General features: G+C 70.0%; 20 protein-coding genes. 11 read left to right on the forward strand and 9 right to left on the reverse strand.

The annotated features are described in order from the left end of the window. Positions 1 to 49 precede the first annotated feature (49 nt). From BUQ68_RS01915 to BUQ68_RS01925, 3 genes are all read left to right on the forward strand, one after another. Positions 50 to 799 carry an RluA family pseudouridine synthase gene (locus BUQ68_RS01915; protein ID WP_075214359.1) on the forward strand — a complete coding sequence of 250 codons (750 nt, stop codon included), beginning with the start codon at positions 50 to 52 and terminating at the stop codon, positions 797 to 799. A gap of 98 nt (positions 800 to 897) precedes the next feature. Then, positions 898 to 1,077 carry a hemin uptake protein HemP gene (gene hemP / locus BUQ68_RS01920; RefSeq protein ID WP_210215570.1) on the forward strand — a complete coding sequence of 60 codons (180 nt, stop codon included), beginning with the start codon at positions 898 to 900 and terminating at the stop codon, positions 1,075 to 1,077. A gap of 125 nt (positions 1,078 to 1,202) precedes the next feature. Beyond that, complete coding sequence (locus BUQ68_RS01925) at positions 1,203 to 1,511, forward strand: hypothetical protein (RefSeq protein ID WP_075214224.1); 309 nt, start codon at positions 1,203 to 1,205, stop codon at positions 1,509 to 1,511. A 173-nt stretch (positions 1,512 to 1,684) separates the two neighbouring features. Here the strand turns inward: BUQ68_RS01925 and BUQ68_RS01930 are convergent, their stop codons facing one another. The 6 genes from BUQ68_RS01930 to BUQ68_RS01955 all read right to left on the reverse strand — a co-directional run bounded on the left by BUQ68_RS01930 (position 1,685) and on the right by BUQ68_RS01955 (position 8,955). Then, positions 1,685 to 2,932 carry a Gfo/Idh/MocA family protein gene (locus BUQ68_RS01930; protein ID WP_075214225.1) on the reverse strand — a complete coding sequence of 416 codons (1,248 nt, stop codon included), beginning with the start codon at positions 2,930 to 2,932 and terminating at the stop codon, positions 1,685 to 1,687. Between the two features lie 274 nt (positions 2,933 to 3,206). After that, positions 3,207 to 4,028, reverse strand: a complete 822-nt coding sequence (locus tag BUQ68_RS01935) for a sugar phosphate isomerase/epimerase family protein (protein ID WP_075214226.1) — start codon at positions 4,026 to 4,028, stop codon at positions 3,207 to 3,209. 88 nt (positions 4,029 to 4,116) lie between these two features. Beyond that, the gene (locus BUQ68_RS01940) at positions 4,117 to 5,544 is read right to left on the reverse strand and encodes an enolase-like domain-containing protein (RefSeq protein WP_075214227.1); all 1,428 of its coding nucleotides are present in this window, start codon (positions 5,542 to 5,544) and stop codon (positions 4,117 to 4,119) included. Next, positions 5,544 to 6,710, reverse strand: a complete 1,167-nt coding sequence (locus BUQ68_RS01945) for a dihydrodipicolinate synthase family protein (RefSeq protein ID WP_075214228.1) — start codon at positions 6,708 to 6,710, stop codon at positions 5,544 to 5,546. Before BUQ68_RS01945 ends, BUQ68_RS01940 begins: the two co-directional genes overlap by 1 nt. A gap of 4 nt (positions 6,711 to 6,714) precedes the next feature. Further along, entirely contained in the window at positions 6,715 to 7,860 is a 1,146-nt protein-coding gene (locus BUQ68_RS01950) for a Gfo/Idh/MocA family protein (RefSeq protein ID WP_075214229.1), read from the reverse strand. Between the two features lie 399 nt (positions 7,861 to 8,259). After that, positions 8,260 to 8,955, reverse strand: coding sequence for a TetR/AcrR family transcriptional regulator (locus BUQ68_RS01955; RefSeq protein ID WP_075214361.1), 696 nt, complete (start codon positions 8,953 to 8,955; stop codon positions 8,260 to 8,262). A 416-nt stretch (positions 8,956 to 9,371) separates the two neighbouring features. On the opposite strand from BUQ68_RS01955, the gene BUQ68_RS01960 reads away from it, so the two are divergent. The 6 genes from BUQ68_RS01960 to BUQ68_RS01985 all read left to right on the forward strand — a co-directional run bounded on the left by BUQ68_RS01960 (position 9,372) and on the right by BUQ68_RS01985 (position 15,881). Then, a complete protein-coding gene (locus BUQ68_RS01960) occupies positions 9,372 to 10,661 on the forward strand; it encodes an ABC transporter substrate-binding protein (protein WP_075214230.1) in 1,290 nt (429 codons plus the stop codon). A 4-nt stretch (positions 10,662 to 10,665) separates the two neighbouring features. Continuing rightward, a complete protein-coding gene (locus BUQ68_RS01965) occupies positions 10,666 to 11,616 on the forward strand; it encodes a carbohydrate ABC transporter permease (protein ID WP_075214231.1) in 951 nt (316 codons plus the stop codon). Next, on the forward strand, positions 11,609 to 12,472 hold the full coding sequence (locus tag BUQ68_RS01970) for a carbohydrate ABC transporter permease (RefSeq protein WP_075214232.1): 864 nt from the start codon (positions 11,609 to 11,611) through the stop codon (positions 12,470 to 12,472). The genes BUQ68_RS01965 and BUQ68_RS01970 overlap by 8 nt, the downstream gene beginning before the upstream one ends. Positions 12,473 to 12,593: 121 nt before the next feature. Continuing rightward, positions 12,594 to 13,619 carry a Gfo/Idh/MocA family protein gene (locus BUQ68_RS01975; RefSeq protein ID WP_075214233.1) on the forward strand — a complete coding sequence of 342 codons (1,026 nt, stop codon included), beginning with the start codon at positions 12,594 to 12,596 and terminating at the stop codon, positions 13,617 to 13,619. A 14-nt stretch (positions 13,620 to 13,633) separates the two neighbouring features. Beyond that, positions 13,634 to 14,719 carry a Gfo/Idh/MocA family protein gene (locus BUQ68_RS01980; protein WP_075214362.1) on the forward strand — a complete coding sequence of 362 codons (1,086 nt, stop codon included), beginning with the start codon at positions 13,634 to 13,636 and terminating at the stop codon, positions 14,717 to 14,719. Positions 14,720 to 14,762: 43 nt separating this feature from the next. Beyond that, positions 14,763 to 15,881, forward strand: a complete 1,119-nt coding sequence (locus tag BUQ68_RS01985; protein ID WP_075214234.1) for an ABC transporter ATP-binding protein — start codon at positions 14,763 to 14,765, stop codon at positions 15,879 to 15,881. Between the two features lie 139 nt (positions 15,882 to 16,020). Here BUQ68_RS01985 and uxuA read toward each other — a convergent pair whose 3' ends face one another. The 3 genes from uxuA to BUQ68_RS02000 form a co-directional block, all read right to left on the reverse strand. Further along, positions 16,021 to 17,202, reverse strand: a complete 1,182-nt coding sequence (gene uxuA / locus BUQ68_RS01990; protein ID WP_075214235.1) for a mannonate dehydratase — start codon at positions 17,200 to 17,202, stop codon at positions 16,021 to 16,023. 164 nt (positions 17,203 to 17,366) lie between these two features. Beyond that, the gene (locus tag BUQ68_RS01995; RefSeq protein ID WP_075214236.1) at positions 17,367 to 17,777 is read right to left on the reverse strand and encodes a hypothetical protein; all 411 of its coding nucleotides are present in this window, start codon (positions 17,775 to 17,777) and stop codon (positions 17,367 to 17,369) included. A 111-nt stretch (positions 17,778 to 17,888) separates the two neighbouring features. Continuing rightward, entirely contained in the window at positions 17,889 to 18,728 is an 840-nt protein-coding gene (locus BUQ68_RS02000) for an ABC transporter ATP-binding protein (RefSeq protein ID WP_083656165.1), read from the reverse strand. Positions 18,729 to 19,090: 362 nt separating this feature from the next. Here BUQ68_RS02000 and BUQ68_RS02005 point away from each other — a divergent pair, with 362 nt between their 5' ends. Both BUQ68_RS02005 and BUQ68_RS02010 read left to right on the forward strand, forming a co-directional pair. After that, positions 19,091 to 19,435 carry a RidA family protein gene (locus BUQ68_RS02005; RefSeq protein WP_075214237.1) on the forward strand — a complete coding sequence of 115 codons (345 nt, stop codon included), beginning with the start codon at positions 19,091 to 19,093 and terminating at the stop codon, positions 19,433 to 19,435. 175 nt (positions 19,436 to 19,610) lie between these two features. Next, complete coding sequence (locus tag BUQ68_RS02010) at positions 19,611 to 20,345, forward strand: Crp/Fnr family transcriptional regulator (protein WP_075214238.1); 735 nt, start codon at positions 19,611 to 19,613, stop codon at positions 20,343 to 20,345. Positions 20,346 to 20,402: the final 57 nt, after the last annotated feature.

The raw sequence follows: 20,402 nt of genomic DNA on the forward strand, positions 1-20,402 counted from the left end.
AACCCCGTGCTTGGCCCCGCGGCCCGGTTCGGGCTATCACCGGCGGGCCATGACGCCCGATCTCCTCGCCGACCGCCTCCTTTACCGCGACGCCCTGATGCTGGTCATCGACAAGCCGGCCGGCATCGCCGTGCACGCCGGCCCGAAGGGCGGCGAGACCCTGGACGACCACCTGGACGCGCTCCGCTTCGGCCTGCCCCGGCGCCCGTCGCTCGCCCACCGGCTCGACAAGGACACGTCCGGCTGCCTGGTGCTCGGCCGCCACCGGCGGTCCACCGCGGAACTCGGCGCTCTCTTCGCCGCCCAGAAGGTGCGGAAGACCTATTGGGCCGTGGTCTGCGGGGTGTTGGACGCCGACGCCGGCACCATCGAAGCCCCCCTCGGCCGGGTCGGCCACGACAGCCGCTCCTGGTGGATGCAGGTGGATCCCGCCGGCCAGGCGGCGGTGACGGACTTTCAAGTCCTCGGCCGCGGCGAGACGCTCACCTTCGTCGGCCTCAGCCCGCGCACCGGGCGCACCCACCAGCTCCGCGTCCACATGGCCCACCTCGGCCACCCGATCATCGGCGACGGCGTCTACGGCGGCGACCGGGCGCGCGGCGTCGACAAGCGGCTTCACCTCCATGCCCGCGCCATCGAGGTGCCGCTCTACCGCAAGAAGCCGCCCGTGAAGGTCGAGGCGCCGGTCCCCGCCCACATGATGCGGCTGATGACCCGCTGCGGCTTCCTCGGCGAGGCTCCGCCCGCCGCCGACGCGCGCGCCGAGCCGACGGGCCCGGGCGCGCCGCCGTCCGCATGACTGGGATCACCGTAAGCCGCGAGAAGGTCTCTTGCGCGCCGTCCTAAACTTGAGTATCAAACTCATGTTATCCGAAACCCCAGCCGGAGATGGATGCCATGAGCGCTGTCGCCACCTTGCCGAACCGCACCGCCCTCCTGCCCGACGTCGCCACCGCCGCGCGCGTGCTCACCAGCGCCGACATCCTGGACGGCTCAACCGAGGTGATGATCACCCACCGGGGCGAGATCTACCGGCTCCGCCAGACCAAGCTCGGCAAGCTCATCCTCACCAAGTGAACCGCCGCGCCACCGCCGCGCAAGGCACGTCGTGCGCCTGACGCGTGGATGGGGCAAGATGCGCCGGGAGCGATTCGACCGGCCGTCGCGTTGACGGTCGACATCACTCCAGGAGACAAGGCACGATGTTCACGCTCGAGATCGACGGCACTCCGATCGCGGTGACCGACGCAGACGAGGCCGGCGCCCAGGAGATCTTCGCCAGCGAGGATTTCCAGGAGGATCTGCGGACCCTCACCACCGACGGCAAGCCGCTCTGGAACGGCACCTCGGCCTTCACGGTCCGCGCCGCGTCCGCCGACGAGTCCGATCTCTTCGAGGAGGCGGTCGTCGAGGAGGACGAGGACGAGGACGACGAGGAGCCCGGCTTCGAGGTCATGTTCCTGGTGCCGGTCGACCAGTTCGGCGAGGACGACGAGGACGACGACGCCTGACGGCCCGTCGCCGCACCGTCGACGCGACGACCGTCCCCGGACGCGAAAAGGCTCCAGAGTCCGCACTCTGGAGCCTTCCACCCCGGCCTTCGCCGGCTTCCGCACCCGCCGGCCTTCGCCGGCTTTCACACCCGCCGGCCTTCGCCGTCAACCCGCCCCGCCGGCGGCCGCCGTCAGAAGAGGCCCGCGGGCGCGATGTCGGCGAGCCGCACCGATCCGCCCTCGCGCGCGCTCTTCAGCGCCGCCAGCCCCGTCAGCACCGACATGGCGCCCGCCCGCGAGCCGGCCCGCTGGCCGAGCGGATCCGCCTGCGCCCCCTTGAAGATCATGTCGCGCATCCGGTTGTCGCCGCCATAGTGGCCGCCCGCCTCGTGCGGCATCTCGATCCGCTCCACGCCGCCGCCGAAGCTCTTCACCACCAGGATCTCGTCGGCCCGCGGCATCTCCCACGGCTGCTTCTCGTACTGCCGTAGCTCGATCCGCCCCAGGTGCCCGTTGAAGGCGATGTGGTGGCCCTCCACCGGCATGTAGGTATTCAGCGAATAGCTCACCTGCGCGCCGCTTCCGTAGCGGATCACCGCCGTCATGGTGTCCGGGATGTCGATGTCCTCGCGGAACACGCAGGCATCGCGCACATAGCCGTCCTCCGCGGACGGGTCCTCGTAGAGCGCGTCGAGAAACGGATCGGCTTCCAGATCCAGAAAATAGGGGCACTCCGCCTTGTGCGGGCAGACCTTGCAGCGCGGCCCGCGGAACGGCCCCTTGGCGCCATAGTGGAGAAGCTCGCCGAAGGCCTTCACCTCCACCGGGTCGGAGCCCAGATACCAGTTCAAGAGATCGAAATGGTGCGTCGCCTTGTGGACGAACAGGCTGCCGGAGTTCTTCGTGTAGGCGTGCCAGCGGCGGAAGTAGTCGGCCCCGTGCCGGTTGTCCAGGTACCAGTGGAAGTCCACCGAGGTCACGGCCCCGATGGTGCCGGCGTCGATCAGTGCCTTCATCTTCGCCGCCGTCGGGGCGAAGCGATAGTTGAACGACACGTCCACCCGCCGCCCGGTGCGGGCCTCCGCTTCGCGGATGCGGGCGATCTTCTCCACCGTGGTGGTCAGCGGCTTCTCGCTGATCACGTCGGCGCCGGCCTCCAGCGCCTGCACGATCAGGTCGTCGTGGTTGTGGTCCGGCGTGCAGACGATCACCAGCGACGGCCGCTGCTCGGCGAGCAGCGTGGCGAAGTCCCGGTAGAGCGGCGCCTCGCCGCCGATCATGCCGCGCGCCCGCTCGGCCCGCATCCGGTTGAGGTCGCAGATGCCGACGAGCTCCACATGGTCGCTCCAGCCGGCAAGGAGCTCCGCGCCCCACATGGTCGTGCCGCGATTGCCTGTCCCGACCAGCGCGTAGCGGGTCCGGTTATGGGTGTTCGACATCAGATCCACTCCTCCGCCCGCCCGGTAGGACGGGTCCTCCACGCCGCCGCGCCGTATCCTGTCCGGCGCGCATGTCCCTATGCCTGCGGACGCGCCCTCCCATCCTTCCCCTCAGGGGAAGCCGGCGCGAGCCGGCCGGAAGGGGTCGTTTTTTCCTCTTGCCGAAGCGCGGTCCGCATCGTCGCCGAAAGGAAGGAACACAACCCCTTCCGGCCCTTACGGGCCACCTTCCCCTGAGGGGAAGGATCCCGCCCAGGCTCCGGCCCCACCTCCATCAGCACGCCGTCCGGAACCGCTCCACGCAGGTCGCCAGCACCTCGTCGCCCGGCTTCGCCCCCCAGACCTCGGAGAAGATCTCCACCTCCTGGGCGCCGTGGAAGCCGGCCGCTTCGATCATGGCCCGGAAGCGCTTCAGGTCGATGACCCCGTCGCCCATCATGCCGCGATCGTTCAGCACGTGGACGGTCGGCACCAGCCAGTCGCAGATGTGATGGGCGAGGATGCGTCCGCCGGCGCCGGCCCGGGCGATCTCGGCGTCCAGATCCGGATCCCACCACACGTGATAGACGTCGATGGCGACGCCGATGCCGTCCCCGAGCGCGTCGCAGAGGTCGAGCGCCTGGCCGAGCATGTTCACGCAGGCCCGGTCGGCCGCGTAGAAGGGATGCAGCGGCTCGATGGCGATCGGCACCCCCGCCGCCCGCGCGTGCGGCAGGATGGCGGCAAGCCCGTCCGCCACCATCGCCCGCGCGCCCTTGATGTCCTTGGAGCCCTTCGGCAATCCGCCCACCACCATCACCAGGCAGTCGGCGCCGAGCGCCGCCGCCTCGTCGATGCACCGGAGGTTCTCGTCGATCGCCGCCCGCCGGCCGGTCTCGTCCGGCGCCGGGAAGAAGCCGCCGCGGCAGACGCCGGTGACGGTGAGGCCGTTCGCCTTCACGATCCGGGCCGCCTCGTCGAGGCCGACCGCGTGGATGTGCTCCCGCCAGGGCGAAATGGCCGTGATGCCGTGCTTCAGGCAGCCGTCCACGATGGCGCCGAAGTCGCCGAGCTGGCGCACGGTGGCGAAGTTGATGGAAAGTCCGGGTACGGACATGGACGCTCCTCCGTCGTTTCTTGTCTCGATGCGCGGGGCGGCGGTCCGTCCCGCGTCGGCCATGCGCCCGATGAGGCGGATGCCGCGATCAGCCTTCCAGCGCCGCGAAGGTCGCGGCCGCCGCGGCTTCGGCGACGCCGATCCCGGGCGCCCGAAGCGCGCTGCCGAGACCGATCCGCCCGCTGTCGATCACGAGCCGCGGCCGGTTGTCCGGCCCCGCCCGGTAGAGGTCGCCGTGGGCGCCGAGCCAGGCCTTCGCTTCCGCCGGCGCCGCCCCTTGCATCCCGTCCACATAGTGGTGGCCGTTCCGCTCCACGTGGCCGGCGCCGACCAGCGCGGCCAGCACCAGATCCTGCTGCACGGCGATGCCGGCCTGGGTGGTCAGGTCCTCGGCGGAAAGGAAGAAGCGTCCCGCGCCCGCCTCCGCCGTCCAGGCCGCCACCCGCGCGGCGTTGAGGATCGCCCGGTAGAAGCCCTTGCAGGACTTGGAGGAAACGCCGGTGTAGCCAAGCGACCGGGCGGTCCGGAAGGCCTCCATGGTGCCGTCGCTCTCGTCGATCTCCAGCGCCACCCGGGCCGCCGCCGCCGTCACCGGCTGGGAGAGCGCCACCTTGCGGGCGATCGGCTGCTCCACGAAGAGGAGGGCGCCGCGAAGCCGGGCGAGCCTTGGCTCCAAGGCCATGCGGTCGAGAAGGTTCAGAAGCGTCTCCGCGTCCGGATACTGCTCGTTGCCGTCGAGCGTCACCCGGTAGTCCGGCAGACGGTCCAGCACGGCCGCGATGGCTGTCACACGTGAAACGTCCCTGGCCGGATCGCCGGTCAGCTTCAGCTTGAAGCGATCGAGGCCGTAGGTTGCGATCGCCCCTTCCAGGCTCTCCGGCAGGCCATCGTCCAGCCGATCGGCCGGGTCGATCTCCGCCTCGGTCAGCGCGTCGGCGAATCCCACCGTATGGCGGGCCCGGATGGTCTCGGCCGGCTCCAGCTTGCCGAGGAAGCGGGCAATGTCGAAGCCGGCGAGATCCGGCGCCGTCGCGGCATGGATGCCGGGCAGGTTGGCGCGAAGCGCCGCCGCCACCGGCACTCCGTCGAGGCGGCAGAGCGCGTCCAGCAGGGCCCGGTCCACCAGAGCGAGGCCGAAGCTCGCCACCAGCGGCGGCAGGCCCTCGGCGGCCGCCGCCGCGTGCACGGCCGGCTCCACGGCCGCGTGCAGGCCGAAGGCCGTTCCGCTTCCGGCCGCCGACATGGCCGCGAGGGCGAGGGCCAGCGACCGGCGCAGCTGCGCCTCGTTGTCGGCGTTGGAAAGGTCCGGCGATTTGTCGAACCACTTCGGCACCATCAGCTCTGCCGCATGGCCGACGCCGGAGCGCCCGGCGCCGTCCGTGATGCGCACCCGCAGGAACACCTGCCGGGCTTCGCGCAGCGTCACCGCGCCGAAGCGGAAGGGCAGGCGCAGGCGAACCGGCCGCTCGAACACGGCCGCCTCCGTCAGCCGCAGCGTGGGGGTGTCGGCGCCCATCAGCCGATCCCGTGCACGGCGAGGAACCGGCCCATGCGGGCGGCGGCAAGCTCCGGGTCCGTCAGGGCGTTGGCCTGGTCGGCGAGGCGGAACAGCTCGGCGACATGCTGCACCGAGCGGGCGCTTTCCTGCCCGCCCACCATCACGAAGTGGTCCTGCAGGCCGTTGAGCCAGGCGAGGAACACGACGCCGGTCTTGTAGAAGCGGGTCGGCGCCTTGAAGATGTGCCGCGACAAAGGCACGGTCGGCTCCAGAATGTCGAAGAAGGCCTTTTCGTCGCCGCGCCCGAGGGCCGCGAGCCCGGCGGAGGCGGCGGGCGCGATGGCGTCGAAGATGCCGAGAAGCGCGTCCGAATGGCCCACCGCGTCGCCGCGGATCAGCTCCGCGTAGTTGAAGTCGTCGCCGGTGTACATGCGCACGCCCGCCGGCAGCCGGCGGCGCATGGAGATCTCCTTTTCCTTGGAGAGGAGCGAGATCTTGATGCCGTCCACCTTAGACGCGTGCTCGGTCAGGATGGCGAGACAGGTGTCCATGGCGACGTCGTGGTCGGCCGAGCCCCAATAGCCCTGGAGCGCGGGGTCGAACATCTCGCCGAGCCAATGGATGATCACCGGCTGCTGGACCTGGCGGAGGATCCGCCCGTAGACGCGCGCATAGTCGTCCGGCCCCTTGGCGGCGGCCGCGAGCGCCCGGCTCGCCATCAGGATGATGCGCCCGCCGTGTCCTTCGACGAAGGCCACCTGCTCCTCGTAGGCGCGGATCACGTCGTCGACGGAAACGGCAGGGGAGGGTGCCAGATGGTCGGTGCCGGCGCCGCAGGCGATCAGCGCGTCGTCGCGGGTCTTCGCCTCGGCAAGCGCACGGCGGATCAGGTCCTGGGCGTCCGTCCAGGAAAGGCCCATGCCGCGCTGGGCGGTGTCCATGGCCTCGGCGACGCCGAGGCCGAGGTCCCACAGCCGGTGCCGGAAGGCGAGGGTGCGGTCCCAGTCGATGGCCGGCTCCAGCCACGGGTCGTAGGCGGCGAGGGGGTCCGCCACCACATGGGCGGCCGCATAGGCGATGCGCGGGAAGTCCGCCGCCTTCCGCCGGGCCAGGGCCGGCGGCCGGCCCGTCAGGGTGTAGATCTCGACCGTGCGGTCGGCGGTGGGCAGGCGGACCGTCGCCATGAGGTCAGCCCTCCAGCGCCGGCACGTCGAGCCAGCGGCGCTCGGCCCAGGATTTGAGGCCGAGCTCGGCGAGCTGCACGCCCTTCACGCCTTCCATCAGGTCGAACCGCCAGGGGGCGTCCTCCACGATGTGCTTCAGGAACATCTCCCACTGGATCTTGAAGCCGTTCTCCGCCGGCCAGTTGTCCGGCACCTCGTCCCAGGTCTGGAAAAAATCGATCGTCTGCGGCTGGTCCGGGTTCCACACCGGCTTCGGGGTGTTCACCCGGTGCTGGGTCCAGCACTTGGTGAGACCCGCCACGGCCGAACCGTGGGTGCCGTCCACCTGGAAGGTGACGAGGTCGTCGCGGCGCACCCGCACCGCCCAGGACGAGTTGATCTGCGCGATCACGCCGCCTTCCAGCTCGAAGGTCGCATAGGCGGCGTCGTCCGCGTCGGCCGCGTAGGGCTTGCCCGCCTCATCCACGCGGGTGGGGATGTGGGTGGCGCCGAGGCAGCTCACCGCCTTCACGGGGCCGAACAGATTGTCGAGCACGTAGCGCCAGTGGCAGAGCATGTCGAGGATGATGCCGCCGCCGTCCTTGGCCCGGTAGTTCCACGACGGCCGCTGCGCCGGCTGCCAGTCGCCCTCGAACACCCAGTAGCCGAATTCGCCGCGCACCGAGAGGATCTGGCCGAAGAAGCCGCTGTCGCGCAGCATCTTCAGCTTCATCAGGCCCGGCAGGAAGAGCTTGTCCTGGACGACGCCGTTCTTCACGCCGCGCCGGCGGGCGAGCCGGGCCACGGCGAGCGCTGTCTCCACATTCTCGGCGATCGGCTTCTCGCAGTAGACGTGCTTGCCGGCCTCGATCGCCTTCGTCAGCAGTTCGGCGCGCATCTGCGTGGTGCCGGCGTCGAAGAAGAGCACATCGTCCGGGTTCTTCAGCGCCGCGTCGAGGTCGTCGGTCCAGCGCTCGATGCCGTGGGCCTTGGCGATCGCCCCCACCTTCTCCAGGTTGCGGCCGACCAGGATCGGGTCCGGCATCAGCCGTTCGCCGTTGGCGAGCAGCACGCCGCCCTGGCGACGGATGGCCACGATGGAGCGGATCAGGTGCTGGTTCAGCCCCATCCGGCCGGTGATGCCGTGCATGATCAGTCCGATGCGGACCATGGCGTCTCTCCTCCCTTGTCGTGTCGTCCGGCCGTGGCGTCTTCTCGGTCGCGAACGCCGGTCCGACCCGGCCGCTGCGGTGCACCACTTGTAACCAGATGGTTATAAACTGACGCGGATCGGACGGCCTTGTCAACGGTCATCGCGCCGGCCGATGACGGACGGGGAGCGGATCTCGTCCGAAAGGGCGATGCATCTGTCGGAAGTCAGAAGGGTGGTGCCGATGCTGCGAAGGCGCGCCGGCGGCATCGGCGACAAGGCCGCTACGGGCCGCAACAAGCCGGCTACGAAGGCCGCTTTTCGCGACTTCAAGGCGCTACCAAGCCGCGACAGACCCGCTGCAAACCCGCTACAAACCGCGACGTCGCGGCCGTACCGGGCCGAACCCCGCCGGCCCGCTCAGGCCTTCACGGCGGCGAGCGTCGTGGCCACCACGTGCTCGCCCCAGTGGTGGATCTGGTCCGGCGCTTCCAGGTCGCGGCGGAAGATGGTCGACAGGGTATGCCGGTTGGAGAGGTAGAAGAAGCCGAGTGCCGCAATCGTCAGATAGACGTCGATCGGGTCGAGACCCTTCTTGAACACACCCATGCTTTCGCCGCGCTGCAACACGGCGGACAGTTCGGTGATGAAATTGGAGTGCATCGCCGAAATGGTCGCCGACCTCTTCAGGTGGCGGGCCTTCATCAGGTTCTCCGTGCCGAGGAGGCTCAAAAACTCCGGGTGGTCGACGAAATAGTGCCAGGTGAAGAGCGCCAGCTCGCGGATGCCCTCCTCCGGATCCCGCCGGGCAAGGTCCAGCCGGCGCTCGGCGAAGCGGATCGACCCGTAGGCCTCCTCCAGCACCCGAAGGTAGAGCGCTTCCTTGTCCCCGTAGTAGTGGTAGAGCATCCGCTTGTTGGTGCCCGCCCGCCGGGCGATCACGTCCACCCGCGCCCCGTCGAAGCCCTTCTCGGCGAACTCCCGGATCGCCGCCGCCAGGATGGAGGCCGCCGTCCGCTCCGGGTTGCGCGGCGCCGACCGGCCACGCGGCCGCGCCGCCGTTTCCGCGGCTTTCGCCGGATTTCCGCCGTCCGCCGACGCGCTCGAAGGGTCGATCCCCTCCGGGTCCGCCGCTGCCCCGCCCCGCTCGTCCTGCCTCACGTCCGCCTGTCCCCCCTTGCCGGGGGCCATGCTATCCTGATCGAGCCGCGCCTCCAACGCCGCTCCGGGCGATGATCGGACGCCATCAAGCCCGGTCTCCGGGTCCGTGCCGGCGCGCAGATCCGCTGTCGCGGCCAGGAGCGCGGGCCGATCGTCGTCGGGTCCGTCGGTGTCCTCGGTCACGGCCATCCCCCTCTGCCCCCTGGGCCCGGCGCGGTGTCATAGTCGGACTCCACGATGCCACTCCTTGACAAGCGTTCTCGTCGGTGTCCTACTTGTAACCGAATGGTTATAAACCGGCAACCAGACCGGTCCGAGGACGAAGGCGGAATACCGCCCCAGCCACATTCCTTGTCAGGGAGGAATCATCCATGTCAGACATCCGCCTCAACCGCCGTACCTTCATCCAGTCGACCACCGCCGCCCTCGCGCTCTCGGCCTTCGGCGGCGGCGCCGCGTTCGCCCAGGACCAGCGCCTGCGCTTCATCTGGTGGGGCTCCCAGGAGCGCGCCGACCGCACCAACAAGGCGGTCGCCGCCTATCTGGAGGCCAATCCCGGCCTCACCGTCGACGGCGAGTTCGTCGGCTGGTCCGACTACTGGACCCGCCTCGCCACCCAGGTCGCCGGCCGCAACGCGCCCGACCTGATCCAGATGGACTACCGTTATATCTTCGAATACGCCCGCCGCGGCGCGCTGCTGCCCCTCGACGAATACTTGGGCGGCGCGCTCTCCATCGCGGATTTCGGCGAGAACAACATCAACGCCGGCAAGGTGGACGGCAAGCTCTACGGCATCAATCTCGGCGTGAACTCCTCCGCGGCGCTCTACGACGCCGCCGCCTGGGAGGCCGCCGGCGCCACGCCGCCGAGCCAGGCCATCACCTGGGACCAGTTCGCCGCCAACTGCGAGGCCTTCGCCAAGGCCAACACCAGGGCGAACTTCTATGCCACCGCCGATGCCAGCGGCCTGGAGCCCTCGTTCGAGCTCTGGCTGCGCCAGCAGGGCAAGGCCCTCTACAATGACGACGGCAAGGTCGGCTACGAGCCAGCGGACGCCGCCGCCTGGTTCACCTACTGGGCCGAGATCCGCAAGGCGGGCGGCTGCGTGCCGCCGGATGTGCAGGCCCTCGACACCCTCACCATCGAGACCAACCCGCTCACCACCGGCTACGCCGCCACGGGCTTTGCCCACTCCAACCAGTTCGTCGGCTACCAGAAGCTCAACAAGGCCAAGCTCGTCATCTCGGCCTATCCGGTCCGCGAGGGCGGCCAGCCGGGCCACTACTACAAGCCGTCCATGCTGCTCTCCCTGTCGGCGGGCACCCAGGCGGCCGAGGCGGCGGTCAAGCTTGCCAATTTCTTCGTCGCCGATCCGACGGGCGTGAACATCCTCGGGGTGGAGCGCGGCGTGCCGGCGTCCGACGCCATGCGGGCGCAGCTCGGCACGACGCTGGACGACACCAGCCAGCAGATGGTCACCTACATCGCCGACATCGAGGACGTGGTTGGCGCCCTGCCGCCGCCGCCGCCGAAGGGCGCCGGCGAGATCGCCTTCACCCTCACCCGAATCAGCCAGGAGGTCGCCTTCGAGGCCAAGTCCGCGGAAGAGGGCGGCGAGCAGCTCGTCAGCGAAGCGACGTCCATCCTCGAGCGGGCCTGATCCGATGACCTCCCAGACATCCCTGGGAGCGGCCGTCCCGGCCGGAGGACGCATCGCGTCCCCCGGCCGGATCCGGCGGGCGCTCGGCCGGAACGCCCCCGGCTACCTGTTCCTGCTGCCCTGGCTGCTCGGCTTCTTCGGCCTCACGCTCGGGCCGGCCATCGCGTCCTTGTGGCTTTCCTTCACCAACTACGACCTGTTGCAGTCGCCCACCTTCGTCGGCACCGCCAACTATGTGCGGATCGCCACGGCGGACCCGAAGTTCGCCGCCGCCATGAAGGTCACCTTCCTCTACGTGGTGCTGTCGGTGCCGCTGAAGCTCGCCTTCGCGCTCCTCGTCGCCATGGCGTTCAACCGCGGCATCCGCGGCCTGCCGCTCTACCGGGCGATCTTCTACCTGCCGTCCCTCCTCGGCACGTCGGTCGCCATCGCGGTGCTGTGGCGCCAGCTGTTCGCCGCCGACGGCCTCGTCAACGCGGCGCTCGCCAACTTCGGCATCATCGGGCCGAGCTGGATCTCCAACCCGAACTATTCGCTCTACACCCTCGTCATCCTCTCGGTGTGGCAGTTCGGGTCGCCGATGATCATCTTCCTCGCCGGTCTGCGCCAGATCCCGACCGACATGTACGAGGCGGCGAGCCTCGACGGCGCCTCCAAGACGCGGCAGTTCTTCAAGATCACCTTGCCGCTCCTGACGCCGGTCATCTTCTTCAACTTCGTCATCCAGACCATCGACGCCTTCAAGGCGTTCACGCCCGCCTTCATCATCTCCGAAGGCACCGGCGGCCCGATCAATTCGACACTCTTCTACACGCTCTACCTCTACCAGGAGGCCTTCGGCTTCTTCCGGATGGGCTACGCGTCGGCGCTGGCCTGGGTGCTGGTGGTAATCATCGCCATCTTCACCGCCTTCTCATTCCTCAGCGCGCGCTACTGGGTGCACTACGATGACTGACGTCCCCTTCCACGGCGCCGCCCGGTCGTCCGTCAGCCGGTCGGTCCTCATCCACACGGCGCTCGTCGTCGCCTCCATCCTGATGCTCTACCCGCTGCTCTGGATGCTGTCCGGGTCGATCCGCCCGTCCGAGGAGATCTTCGGCTCGTCGTCGCTCATCCCCTCCACGGTCGACCTTGGCGCCTACTGGCGTGGCTGGTTCGGCCTGCCGGTGAGCTTCGGCACTTTCTTCTGGAACTCGCTGGTCATCGCGGTGCTGTCCACCATCGGCAACGTGATGGCCTGCTCGCTCACGGCCTTCGCCTTCGCGCGGCTGGAGTTCCGCGGCCGGAATTTCTGGTTCGCCATCATGCTGGGCACGCTCATGCTGCCCTACCACGTGACGCTGATCCCCCAGTACATCCTCTTCCTCAACCTCGACTGGGTGAACAGCTTCCTGCCGCTCGTGGTGCCGAAGTTCTTCGCCGTCGATGCCTTCTTCATCTTCCTGATGGTGCAGTTCTTCCGCGGCATCCCGCGCGAGCTGGACGAGGCGGCGATGATGGACGGCTGCAGCCCCTGGCGCATCTACTGGAAGATCATGCTGCCGCTCTCCATGCCGGTGCTGGCCACGGCGGCGATCTTCTCCTTCCTTTGGACCTGGGAAGACTTCTTCGGGCCGCTCATCTACCTCAACGACATCAACACCTACACGGTCCAGATCGGCCTCCGCTCCTTCGTGGACTCAACCGGCTCGTCCGACTGGAGCGCCCTCTTCGCCATGTCGGTGCTGTCGCTGATCCCGATCTTCCTGGTCTTCCTCTTCTTCCAGCGCCTGCTGATCGAGGGGATCGCCACCACGGGCATGAAGCGCTGATGCCGCCGACGCGCCGGCCGTCCCGAGGCGACACCGCCCGGGCGGCCGGCCCTTTCATCCGCCCCGCCCGGCGGCCTCGCGGCGCCGGTTCCAAGAGGGCGCCAGCTTAAGGATCCACACCATGGCCTCGCTCCGCTTCGCGGTGATCGGCATCAACCACGACCACATCCACGGCCAGGTCGGCGTTCTTCTCGCCGCCGGGGCGGACTTCGTCGGCTTCCACGCGGCTGAGGACGATCTCGCCGCCGCCTTCGCGGACCGCTACGCCGTGCCCCGGGTCGACGACCCGCGCCGGCTCCTGGAGGACGGCTCCATTGCGATGATCGTCAGCGCCGCCATCCCGGGCGACCGGGCCGACATCGCCATCGCGGCCATGCGGCACGGCAAGGACGTGATGCTGGACAAGCCCGGCATGACCTCCCTCGACCAGCTGGAGGCGGTGAAGGCCGTGCAGGCGGAGACGAAGCGCATCGTCTCCATCCTCTATTCGGAGCATTTCGAGACCGCCGTCACCGTGAAGGCCGGCGAGCTCGTCCAGGCCGGGGCGATCGGCGCGGTCGTCAACACCGTCGGGCTCGGCCCGCACCGGCTGCGCAAGCCCCAGCGGCCCGGCTGGTTCTTCGAGCGGCACCGCTATGGCGGCATCCTCACCGACATTGCCTCGCACCAGTGCGAGCAGTTCCTGTTCTTCACCGGCGCGGAGGATGCCCGCATCCTCTCCGCCATGGTGGGCAACCGGGCGAACGCCGACACGCCGGGCCTGCAGGACCTCGGCGACATGCATCTTGCGACCGACGCCGGCCAGACCGGCTACATCCGGGTCGACTGGTTCACCCCGGACGGCCTGCCCACCTGGGGCGACGGCCGGCTCACCATCATCGGCACCGAAGGCTATATCGAGCTTCGCAAGTACGTCGACATCGCCGGGCGACCGGGCAAGGACCACCTCTTCCTCGTCGACCGCAAGGGCGTCCACCACATCGACTGCGAGGGCATGGACCTGCCCTTCGGCCGGCAGCTCGTCGCCGACGCGCGCGATCGCACCGAGACCGCCATGCCGCAGGCCCGCTGCTTCAAGGCCATGGAGCTGGCGCTCCGCGCCCAGGCCCTCGCCGAGTCCACCCACACCGGGAGCCTGTCCAAGTGAACACCCCCGTGACCATGCCAGGGAACACCGAGGTGAAGACCGTCGCCGTCGTCGGCTGCGGCATCGGCCGCTCGCACATCGTGGAAGCCTACGCCGCCGATCCGGCCCGCTGGCGCATCCTGGCCATCTGCGACCTCGACCAGGCGCGGCTCGACGCGGTCGCCGACGAGTTTGCCGTGCCCCGGCGCACCCGGGCGTTCGCCGATCTCCTCGCCATGGACGACCTCGACGTCATCGACGTCTGCACCCCGCCGGCGACTCACAAGGACCTCGTCATCCAGGCGCTCCAGGCCGGCAAGCACGTGGTCTGCGAAAAGCCGCTGGTCGGATCGCTCAAGGACACCGACGACGTCATCGCGGTGGAGAAGGAGAGCCGCGGCCTCCTGATGCCCATCTTCCAGTACCGCTGGGGCGACGGCGTCCAGAAGGCCAAGCGCATCATCGACGCCGGCATCGCCGGCAAGCCCTATCTCGGCACGGTGGAGACGCTCTGGAAGCGGACGGCCGACTATTACGACGTGCCCTGGCGCGGCAAGTGGGCGACCGAACTCGGCGGCGCGCTGATGACCCACGCCATCCACCAGCACGACATGATGACCTTCCTGATGGGCGACGTCTCGGCGCTGTTCGCCCGCGTGGCCACCCGCGTCAACGCCATCGAGGTGGAGGACTGCGTCTCCGCCTCCTGGCTGATGGCGAACGGCGCGCTCGTCTCGGCGAGCGTCACCCTCGGGTCGCAGGACGAGATCAGCCGGCTCCGGCTCGCGTTCCAGAACGTCACCTTCGAAAGCGGCGGCGGCTGCTATTCGCCGGGCGACGACCCGTGGGTCATCCTGCCGGCCAACGACGACGTGGCCGCCCGCATCGCCGAGGTCCTCAAGGACTACGAGCCCGTCGGCCGGCGCTTCGGCGGCCAGATGCGGGCCTTCCACGACGCGCTCTGCGGCCGCGGCCCGCTGCCGGTGACGAGCGCCGACGCGCGCCGGTCGCTGGAGCTTGCCACCGCCTTCTACACGTCCGCCGAGACCGGCCTCGACGTAAGGCTGCCGATCGGCGCCGACCACCCCAGATACAGGAGCTGGCGACCGGACGCGGCCTGACGGCCGCCGCCCGCAACGCCCCGCCTTCCGGAGGAGACACCCCATGGCGACGACCATCGTCCTCAACAAGATCCTGAAGCGCTACGGGTCCGCGGAGGTCATCCACGGCATCGACCTGAAGATCGAGCCGGGCGAGTTCACCGTCTTCGTCGGCCCGTCCGGCTGCGGCAAGTCGACCTTGCTGCGGATGATCGCCGGCCTGGAGGCCATCTCCGGCGGCGACCTCCTGATCGACGGCGAGCGGATGAACGACGTGGCGGCCTCCAAGCGCGGCATCGCCATGGTGTTCCAGTCCTACGCCCTCTATCCGCACATGTCGGTCTACAAGAACCTCGCCTTCGGCTTGGAGACGGCCGGCTACAAGAAGGCCGAGATCGACCGGCGCGTGCGCGACGTGGCGAAGATCCTGAAGATCGAGGACTATCTGCAGCGCAAGCCGAAGGCGCTCTCCGGCGGCCAGCGCCAGCGCGTCGCCATCGGCCGGGCGATCGTGCGCGAGCCGAAGATCTTCCTCTTCGACGAGCCGCTCTCCAACCTCGACGCGGAGCTCCGCGTCGCCATGCGGGTGGAGATCGCCAAGCTCCACCAGGAGCTCGGCAACACCATGATCTACGTCACCCACGACCAGGTGGAGGCGATGACCATGGCGGACAAGATCGTGGTCCTGAAGGACGGCAACGTCATGCAGGTCGGCGCGCCGCTCGACCTCTACAACCGCCCGGCGACCCAGTTCGTCGCCGGCTTCATCGGCTCGCCGAAGATGAACTTCATCGCCGCCACCGTGGAGAGCGCGGACGAGCGCGGCGCGGTGCTGTCGATCGCCGGCCGCAGCGTCCGCCTGCCGGGGCTGAAGGTCGCCGCCGCGCCGGGCGCCGCGGTCACCTTCGGGGTCCGGCCGGAGCACCTCACGGTCGGCGCCGAGGGCGGCGAGCGGCTCGGTGAGGTGACGGTGCAGCTCGTCGAGCACCTCGGCGGCGAGACGGTGCTCTACACGGTCAACCACGCCGGCGACACCCTGAACGCCTCCGTCGACGGTCAGCTCAAGGTTTCCCACGGCGAGCGGGTGACGCTGATGGTCGATCCCCTGGTCTGCCACGTGTTCGACGCCAACGGGCGGGCCATCGCCACCCCGGCGATCCCGGCGGCCCAGCGGGTCGCCTGACCCGCCAGGTAAAAAACCAGGGTCGCCTGACCCGCAGCTGAAAGGACCAGGGTCGCCTGACCCGCAGCTGAAAGGACCAGGGTCGCCTGACCCACTGAAGAGACGCGGGCCGCCCGTCAGCGGCCCGCCGCTTCTCCGCCTACGCCGGCAGCAGCGCGTCCACCGCCGTCATCACGCCGCGGAGTTCCGCCAAGCCCTTCAGACGGCCGATCAGCGAATAGCCCGGGTTGGTGGTCTTGCCGATGTCGTCGGCGAGCAGATGGCCGTGGTCCGGCCGCATGGGGATGACCGCGTCGGCCCGGCCGTCCGCTGCCCGGCGCCGCTCCTCCGTCATCAGCACCTTGATCAGCGCCACCATGTCCACGTCACCGTCAAGGTGATCGGACTCCGTGAAGGAGCCGTCCTGGTCCTTCGTCACGTTGCGCAGGTGCGCGAAGTGGATGCGGTCCGCGAAGGCCTCGGCCATCGCCACCGCGTCGTTGTCGGCCCGTGAGCCGTAGGACCCGGCGCAGAGCGTCAGCCCGTTGGCCGGCCGGTCCACGGCTTTGAGGACCGCGCGGGCGTCCTCCGCGGTGGAGACGATGCGCGGCAGGCCGAACAGCGAGAACGGCGGATCGTCCGGGTGGATGGCGAGGCGGACGCCCACGTCCTCGGCCACCGGCACCACCTCTTTCAGGAACTCCAGCAGGTTCTCGCGCATCTCGTGCTGGCCGATGTCGTCGAAGGCGGCGATCCGCTCGGCGATGCCCTGGCGGGTGTAGCTGTCCTCGCCGCCCGGCAGGCCGGCGATGATGGTGGTCTCCAGGGTGGCGATCGCCGCCTCGTCCATGGCCTCGAACCGCTCCAGGGCGGCGTCCACCAGGGTCTGCGGATAGTCCGTCTCGGCCCGGTTGCGCTTCAGCACGAACACGTCGTAGGCGACGAAGTCCACCATCTCGAAGCGCAGCGCATAGCCCGTGGAGGGCATGCGGTGGCGAAGGTTGGTGCGCGTCCAGTCCACCACCGGCATGAAATTGTAGCAGACCACCGGAATGCCGGCCCGGCCGAGGTTGGCGAGGCTGTCCTTCCAGTTGTCCAGGTAGCGCCGCCACGGCCCCGCGCGGAGCTTCAGGGAGGTGTGCACCGGAATGCTCTCGCACACCGACCAGGCAAGCCCCGCCGCCTCGACCATCCCCTTGCGGGTCTCGATGTCGGCGGGGGTCCAGACACGGCCGTCGTAGATGTGGTGGAGGGCGGTCACGACCCCGCTGGCGCCGGCCTGGCGCACATGGTCGAGGGGGATCGGGTCCTCGGGCCCGAACCAGCGCCACGTCTGAAGCATCGTCTGTCTCCCGTCGCCGGATCGCCGAACCCCACCGGCCTTCGTGGCGACAGTCTTTGCCCCGTCAACCCGCGCGCGTCCAGAGCGGAGGCGCCCGCAGCGGCCTCCGTTGGCGGATTTTTCCCGGCAAAGGGCCGGACATGCCCGTAAATCAGGCGGCCGGATCAGACCGACAGGGCGCTCATGGATGCCGGTTCGCCCGGCGGCGCGATCCGGTCGGGGTCGTCCACCGGATCCTGAAGCGGCCGGTCGTCCGGCATCGGGTCTCCCACCGGCGCGCCGGGGAAGGGGTCGTCCGGCGGTTGACGGATCTCGTCCGGCATACCGTCGGGATCATCAGGCGGCACAATCGGGTGGCCGGGCTCGTCGATGGGTGGCGGGAAAGGCAGGCGCGGCGGCACGGCCGGTCCGGTCGGCGGGGCAGGATCCGGCCCCGGCATCGGGTCCGACAGGCGCGCGGCCCCGGAGCCATGGTCCGATCGGGTCTTCCGGCCGATCGGCGCCGGCGAAAGCCCGGGCCATGCCCCGGCGGCGGGCCGGTCCTTCAGGTGGCGGGGGTCGACGTGGGCCGTCATGGCGGGCTCCTCTTCCCGGTCGGGTCGCGTCGCCGCGGGGCGACGGCGTCGAGACCCAACCGGGAAGGGCGCCGGGCGTTCCCGGACCCGCCGCGCAGCGCGGACCGTCCGCTACTGCGCGGCGATGGCCATGGCCTCCCGGTCGGCGCGGGCGGCCGGCCCGGTGCCCGGGAAGGTCACCAGGGTTCCGGCGGTCCGCATCGCCTCGCGGCGGCGGCTCTCGCGGATGATCCGCGGCCGCACGGCGAAATCCTGCGTCACGGTCGCGCCGTAGCGTTCCGGCGCCTGCGGGTCGCGGCGCGGCTTGTCGACGGCGATCACCCGGGTGCCGAGAAAGAAGGCCTCCGGCAGGTCGTGGGTCACCATCACGATGGTCATGGCGTTCTCCTCCCACAGCTCCTGCACCAGCACGTGCATCAGCTTGCGGGTGCCTGGATCGAGCGCGCCGAACGGCTCGTCGAGGAGCAGCACCTTCGGCTCCATGATCAGCGCCTGGGCGATGGCGAGGCGCTGCTGCATGCCACCGCTGAGCTGGGCCGGATACTTGTCCCGCGCCGCGCCGAGGCCGACCCGCTCCAGGAGCGCGTCCGCCCGCTCGACGAGCTTGCGCCTGGCCGCGCCGAACAGCTTGCCGAACACGGGCGAGGCCATCCACTGGGGCCCGGCCATCACGTTCTGCAGGACGGTCATGTGCGGGAAGACGGAGTAACGCTGGAACACCACGCCCCGGTCCCGCATGGGCTCCGGCGCGATCGGCTTGCCGTCGATCAGGATGCGGCCGCGGGTGGGGATCTCCTGGCTGATCAGCATGCGCAGGAGGGTCGACTTGCCGGCACCGCTCGGCCCCACGATGACGAGGAACTCGTTGTCGTCGAGCTTCAGGTTGATCCGCTCCAGGATGATGCTGTCGCCGTATTCCTTCCAGACGTCCTCGAGCAGGATCTCGGCCATCATGTCTCTCCCGGTCAGGCGCCGCGGACACGCCGTCCGTAACTGTCCGTACGGGAAAGCAAGGAGCGGACCAGACGCCGAACCGGGCGGCCCTGCCCCCGATCCGGGCCCGATGCCTCTCTGGCGACCGCCCGGCGCCGTCCAGTGCCCGCCAAATGCCCATGAAGGCGCCGGAGCCCGTTTGTCCCAAGGGCGATGCACCCGGCCGTCGCGGCTCCGCCGCCCGATCCCCGCCGCCCATCCCGGGCTGCCGCGCCGACCTGTCTCCTCCTTGCAAGCCTCGACAGGTCGGCCGGCAGGCCGTAGACCGCACGGGATCGGGCGGCGGGCGTCTCCGCCGCCCCGCAGAAGGGACCGCCCCCATGGATGATCTGCCGCTGTCGCTCTACCGCCGTGTCGGCGACCTCGTCTTCCTCGCCGGCGAGGTGCCGGCCGACACCGACGACCAGGTGCCGGCCGACGTCGGCGCCCAGGTGGACCTGGTGATCGACCGCATCGCCGAAACCCTCGCCGAGATCGGCGGCACCCTCGACGACGTGGTCTCGGCCACGGTCTACCTGTCGAGCCCGGACCACTTCGACGCCTACAACGCCGTCTATCGCCGCCGATTCAAGGCGCCCTTCCCGGCCCGCACCACCGTGGCCGCGCCCCTGATGATGAAGGCCGACGTGGAGATCACCGTCGTCGCCGCCGTCCCGGCGCGGTAGGCGACGCTTGGGCCGGCCGGGGGCCGGTCTCACGCACTTTGCAAGATGCATACGTCCAGGCATGGTGGCCGTCTTGATGCGTCTGTCGACGGACGAGGCCGCCCATGCCGAACATGCTCCCGCCGCCCGAGCGGCTCTTCGCGCGACCCGCTCCGCGGCCGGCGGAGCAGGCCCGATGAGCGCCCGGCCGACCGAGGACCGCGCCCGCATCGTCGCCGCCGTTCCGCTGTTTTCCGGCCTCGACCCGGCGGCGCTCGCCGCCGTGGCCGGGCGGGTGCGGGTCGACCGGCACGAGGCCGGCCAGTGGATCGTCGCCCACGGGGACGACGACCGAGACGTCTACGTGATCCGCGACGGGCGCGTGCGGGTGATGCTGTTCGGCGAGACGCGGGAGCTCATCCTCGGCGATCTCGGTGCGGGCGCCCTTTTCGGCGACATGTCGGCCATCGACGGCCGGCCCCGGTCGGCGAGCGTCATCGCGCTTTCGCCGGTCACCGCCCTCGTCTTCTCGCCGGCGGTCTTCCTCGATCTGGTCCACCGCTATCCGCCGGTCTGCGACGCGGTGCTCCGCGTCCTGGTCGGGCGCATCCGCCACCTGGACGACCGGGTGCACGAGTTCGCCAGCCTCACCATCGCCGAGCGGGTGCGGACGGAGTTGCTGCGGCTCGCCGTCCCGGCCCCCGGCCGGGCGTCCCGCCGCGCGGTGGTGACGCCGGACCTCACCCATGCGGAGATCGCCGCCCGCATCGGCGCCCACCGGGAGGCGGTGACGCGCGAACTCGGCGCACTCGCCCGCGCCGGCCTCGTGGAGAAGGCGGACGGCCGGCTGGTGCTGACCGACGTCCTCGCCCTCGGCGCCGGCCTGCCCTCGGTGCCCGAGGGCGCCGCGCCGGACGGGGAGGGCGCCTGATCGCGGGCGCGCAAAGGCCCGGCCCCTCGCCTCCGTGCAAGGCGAAGGCCGGCCTGT

The sequence above is a fragment of the Mongoliimonas terrestris genome, assembly GCF_001927285.1.
Taxonomy (GTDB): domain Bacteria; phylum Pseudomonadota; class Alphaproteobacteria; order Rhizobiales; family Pleomorphomonadaceae; genus Chthonobacter; species Chthonobacter terrestris.

Bases quoted from the DNA above. Each gene is read 5' to 3' on its own strand.
- BUQ68_RS02010 (WP_075214238.1), top strand. From the start codon at position 19,611: ATGAGCGCCCGGCCGACCGAGGACCGCGCCCGCATCGTCGCCGCCGTT.
- BUQ68_RS01980 (WP_075214362.1), top strand. From the start codon at position 13,634: ATGCCAGGGAACACCGAGGTGAAGACCGTCGCCGTCGTCGGCTGCGGC.
- BUQ68_RS01970 (WP_075214232.1), top strand. From the start codon at position 11,609: ATGACTGACGTCCCCTTCCACGGCGCCGCCCGGTCGTCCGTCAGCCGG.
- hemP (WP_210215570.1), top strand. From the start codon at position 898: ATGAGCGCTGTCGCCACCTTGCCGAACCGCACCGCCCTCCTGCCCGAC.
- BUQ68_RS01915 (WP_075214359.1), top strand. From the start codon at position 50: ATGACGCCCGATCTCCTCGCCGACCGCCTCCTTTACCGCGACGCCCTG.
- uxuA (WP_075214235.1), bottom strand. From the start codon at position 17,202: ATGCTTCAGACGTGGCGCTGGTTCGGGCCCGAGGACCCGATCCCCCTC.
- BUQ68_RS01940 (WP_075214227.1), bottom strand. From the start codon at position 5,544: ATGGGCGCCGACACCCCCACGCTGCGGCTGACGGAGGCGGCCGTGTTC.
- BUQ68_RS01965 (WP_075214231.1), top strand. From the start codon at position 10,666: ATGACCTCCCAGACATCCCTGGGAGCGGCCGTCCCGGCCGGAGGACGC.
- BUQ68_RS01930 (WP_075214225.1), bottom strand. From the start codon at position 2,932: ATGTCGAACACCCATAACCGGACCCGCTACGCGCTGGTCGGGACAGGC.
- BUQ68_RS01975 (WP_075214233.1), top strand. From the start codon at position 12,594: ATGGCCTCGCTCCGCTTCGCGGTGATCGGCATCAACCACGACCACATC.
- BUQ68_RS01985 (WP_075214234.1), top strand. From the start codon at position 14,763: ATGGCGACGACCATCGTCCTCAACAAGATCCTGAAGCGCTACGGGTCC.
- BUQ68_RS01935 (WP_075214226.1), bottom strand. From the start codon at position 4,028: ATGTCCGTACCCGGACTTTCCATCAACTTCGCCACCGTGCGCCAGCTC.
- BUQ68_RS01995 (WP_075214236.1), bottom strand. From the start codon at position 17,777: ATGACGGCCCACGTCGACCCCCGCCACCTGAAGGACCGGCCCGCCGCC.
- BUQ68_RS02000 (WP_083656165.1), bottom strand. From the start codon at position 18,728: ATGGCCGAGATCCTGCTCGAGGACGTCTGGAAGGAATACGGCGACAGC.
- BUQ68_RS01960 (WP_075214230.1), top strand. From the start codon at position 9,372: ATGTCAGACATCCGCCTCAACCGCCGTACCTTCATCCAGTCGACCACC.
- BUQ68_RS01950 (WP_075214229.1), bottom strand. From the start codon at position 7,860: ATGGTCCGCATCGGACTGATCATGCACGGCATCACCGGCCGGATGGGG.
- BUQ68_RS02005 (WP_075214237.1), top strand. From the start codon at position 19,091: ATGGATGATCTGCCGCTGTCGCTCTACCGCCGTGTCGGCGACCTCGTC.
- BUQ68_RS01925 (WP_075214224.1), top strand. From the start codon at position 1,203: ATGTTCACGCTCGAGATCGACGGCACTCCGATCGCGGTGACCGACGCA.
- BUQ68_RS01945 (WP_075214228.1), bottom strand. From the start codon at position 6,710: ATGGCGACGGTCCGCCTGCCCACCGCCGACCGCACGGTCGAGATCTAC.